At 57.7% G+C, this 3,097-nt stretch carries 5 protein-coding genes; 3 read left to right on the top strand and 2 right to left on the bottom strand.

The features are described from left to right. Window positions 1-465: 465 nt before the first annotated feature. Window positions 466-843 carry a response regulator gene (locus WCA53_RS28890; RefSeq protein WP_423919137.1) on the bottom strand — a complete coding sequence of 126 codons (378 nt, stop codon included), beginning with the start codon at window positions 841-843 and terminating at the stop codon, window positions 466-468. Beyond that, window positions 840-1,217 (bottom strand): hypothetical protein, encoded by a 378-nt coding sequence (locus WCA53_RS28885; RefSeq protein ID WP_423919134.1) that lies wholly within the window; start codon window positions 1,215-1,217, stop codon window positions 840-842. Before WCA53_RS28885 ends, WCA53_RS28890 begins: the two co-directional genes overlap by 4 nt. A 315-nt stretch (window positions 1,218-1,532) precedes the next feature. Between WCA53_RS28885 and WCA53_RS28880 the strand changes: the two genes are divergently transcribed. The 3 genes from WCA53_RS28880 (at window position 1,533) to WCA53_RS28870 (ending at window position 2,869) form a co-directional block, all read left to right on the top strand. Continuing rightward, window positions 1,533-1,967 (top strand): Hsp20/alpha crystallin family protein, encoded by a 435-nt coding sequence (locus WCA53_RS28880; RefSeq protein WP_423919129.1) that lies wholly within the window; start codon window positions 1,533-1,535, stop codon window positions 1,965-1,967. A 31-nt stretch (window positions 1,968-1,998) separates the two neighbouring features. After that, a complete protein-coding gene (locus WCA53_RS28875; RefSeq protein ID WP_423919125.1) occupies window positions 1,999-2,406 on the top strand; it encodes an Hsp20/alpha crystallin family protein in 408 nt (135 codons plus the stop codon). 76 nt (window positions 2,407-2,482) lie between these two features. Further along, window positions 2,483-2,869, top strand: a complete 387-nt coding sequence (locus WCA53_RS28870; protein ID WP_423919123.1) for a hypothetical protein — start codon at window positions 2,483-2,485, stop codon at window positions 2,867-2,869. Window positions 2,870-3,097 lie beyond the last annotated feature (228 nt).

The following is a 3,097-nucleotide window of genomic DNA, read 5'->3' as shown; positions in this document are numbered from 1 at the left end:
GCGCTAGCATAATTAACGGGCACGATTAGCGTTCTTGTGGACATCGCTAGCGTTAATAACGGACTTCAACAGCTGGATCGACTATCCCCGTGCAAACATGTAGGCGTCTCCAAAGCGTAAGCGGGTGTCGAGGGCCATGAGCCACCTATGTTATGCCCGAATTGGGGACGAATTTCGATCGGAAGAAAACCCCATTGAGAGAGCGATGCAATCGTTACTTCAGGGCGAGGAGGCTGCGATCTTGGGGCAGGCTGACTCGGAAGCGGCCGTTCGCGCGATGCGGCCCAACATCTCAAATTGGCCGACTAGGATCCGATGCGGTCGGCTGTAGTCGACCCCGCTTCTGCCGCTGGACCACCCGACCATCGAATGGCGGCTTTCGAGGTGCAAACAGCCATCGGCGTTCGCGTAGCAACATCTGAGAACAGGCAGACGACGGGTTAGGTCTTTGAGGAATAATTCACGCTAGCCGTGTGATAGAGCTTGCAATAGCATTTGAGGATCGAGCGGCTTTTCGCAGCGCGGGCACTCCTGATACGCAGCATCAAGTGCGTCCCTCCCATAACCCGTCGTGAAGACAAATCGTGTTTTCGTGCTTCGGAGGACATCCGCAACGGGATATGACTTTTCTCCGTGTAAATCAACGTCCAGGACCACACTATCAAACCGCTCGCCGCACTCACGCGCGAATGTCAGCGCTTCATCTAGCCATCCAATAGGCCCGACGACCGTTGCGCCCGCTTCCATGAGAAGCCCGCACAACGCCTGCGCGACGAGATAGTCATCTTCGATCACCAGAATGCGGCGACCCGCGAGCGGTCGGATCTGCATAGGAGCGGTCATGGGGCACTCATCGCGTGGCTTCCTCCCGGTCGGCGCACGAGAGGCAGTTCAATCTGACACGTGATTCCGTCGGTTCCGAATACCAGTTCCGTTTTTGCACGAAGGGTGAAGGCGAGCGCCTGCTCGATCAGTTGTCGACCATATCCGCGCCGGGATGAATCAGGTGGCACGCTCAACTCGCTCTCACGCCACTCCAGGAAGAGCGTCGGATTGCCATCCTTGTCTGCGTCAACGCGCCACTGAATCTGCAAACGCGCCTCACGCTGCTTGAGTGCGCCGTACTTCAACGCGTTGGTCGCAAGCTCATGGATCGCCAGGGCAATCGCCTGAACGTATTCCAAGTTGAGCGGCACGACCGGGCCAGAAATCATCACATTGTTCGCGTGATGCCCGCCGAGCGTGCCCACTTCCAGGCGGATAATCTGATGTCTGCGCCTCGCGCACGCATTGGAAATGCAATCGACGTACCTGGCTTAGTACGGGATGAAGGAGGCGATTGCGGTCTGGGAAAAGATAAAAAAATTTTGAGCCGGATCTCTTGAAAATCTCCAACGATGTTCTATTTTCGATTCCGTAAACAGTCGCGATGTTCGCGCTGCGTGTTTCGATTGGTTTGTCAGAGACCTGGGCAGAGGGGCTGGAGCGCGAATGCCGGTTCGTCTTCTGCCGAAATTTGGGAGATAGCAGCCATGAGTGACCTTCTTTTCAATAACAGCCTGTTCGATGAGCTCGACCGTTTTCAGCGCCAGATGTCGTCGTTGTTCAGCGGGCTGCCATCAAGCATCCGGGCATCGCGGTCTAGCAGCTTTCCGCAAATTAACCTTGGGGGTACGGACGACTCCGTGGAGATTGTCGCGTTCGCCCCGGGAATCGACCCGGCCAAACTGGAACTGACTGTGGATAAGGGCTTGCTGACCATCAGCGGCGAGCGCGCGCGTGTCGAGCCCCAGTCCGAAGGACGTTCTTATGCGCAAGAACGCTTCGCAGGCGCCTTCCGTCGCGCAATCGAGTTGCCGCGTGACGCCGACCCGGACAACGTCAAGGCGCGCTACGCGAACGGTTGCCTCACGATCAGCATCGGCAAGCGCGAGACGTCGCGCCCGCGCACTATCGCAATCCAATGACCACCCGGTCACATCATCCGAGGAGAGCATCATGAACACCAAGACCCAGCTCGCCGAACGCAATACCGGCACTGTCGCGCGCAATGGCGATACCCAGGCGCAAAAGGGTCCCGCGATCGTTCCTGCCATCGATATTTACGAGGACGCGCATGGCATCACGTTGTGGGCCGATCTGCCGGGCGTATCGCGGGACCGCTTGAACGTCCACGTACAGGATGGCAATCTCTTCATTGAAGGCCAAGCGTCGATCGACACGCCCGTCGGTTTGCGCGTGCATCACGCGGAGATCCGTGAACCGCGCTTTGCCCGAGCATTTTCATTGAGCGCGGATTTCGATATATCGAAGATCGATGCGAACCTAAGCGACGGGGTGCTTAAGCTCAGCATCCCGCGCCGCGAGGAAGCACGGCCGCGCCGCATTGAAGTCAGCGCTGGCTAAATGCCTGGAGGCGCCCGCGAAGGGTGAACACCTATCGCGGGTGATGCATCGACAGACCAGATATCCGGAGCCTGCCGTGGAATTTGAAACAGACTGGAAGACTTTGGGCAAACACCGGGTCCGCCTGCGTGCGACCCGCGGCTTTCCCACCGAGACCTTGCATACGTTGGCCGACGTTGCGCGTCTAGCCATCGAGAACAACATGAGTGCCCGGGCAAGACTTGTTGAAGTGGCCTATCGCGACCAGGACAAGGCCTATGAGATTTTCGTGGGAACCACGATGCCAGATGACCGGCGCTGCGCGGTGCACCTCGAAGTTGCCATGGCCACCGTGCTTGGCCTGCTGCCTGAACAGATCACGATGACGGTTAATACAGTCGAGCAGAGGGAAATTGACCTGAACTTCGGTGTCTACGAACGGCTGCTTTCGCAAAAGCTCGGCTCAGTACCGCCGATCCAATGACCCCGACTGGACTCCAAAACTTTAGCGCAGCGTCACGAGTCGTGAATTTGTATGAGGCGATCCGAATGATGCGTACTCCGGTGACCTAGCCCTGCCGATGCGGTTGGTCGCGTACACGCATTGAAACATCGGTTCAACAAGACGGTGCGGCCGGCTTTATTGGGTGATGCGGGTGCCCAATTGCAGGGTAGGGAACGTGCGATTCGCAATGCCGGGAGTGCAACATTC

The sequence above is a fragment of the Caballeronia sp. genome (genome assembly GCF_049581465.1).
GTDB lineage: Bacteria > Pseudomonadota > Gammaproteobacteria > Burkholderiales > Burkholderiaceae > Caballeronia.
Note: the sequence above shows the minus strand (reverse complement) of the source record. Positions and strands in the feature narration are given on the sequence as shown.

Excerpts from the sequence above, each read along its gene's own strand:
- WCA53_RS28890 (WP_423919137.1), bottom strand. The coding sequence starts at position 843 with ATGACCGCTCCTATGCAGATCCGACCGCTCGCGGGTCGCCGCATTCTG.
- WCA53_RS28880 (WP_423919129.1), top strand. The coding sequence starts at position 1,533 with ATGAGTGACCTTCTTTTCAATAACAGCCTGTTCGATGAGCTCGACCGT.
- WCA53_RS28875 (WP_423919125.1), top strand. The coding sequence starts at position 1,999 with ATGAACACCAAGACCCAGCTCGCCGAACGCAATACCGGCACTGTCGCG.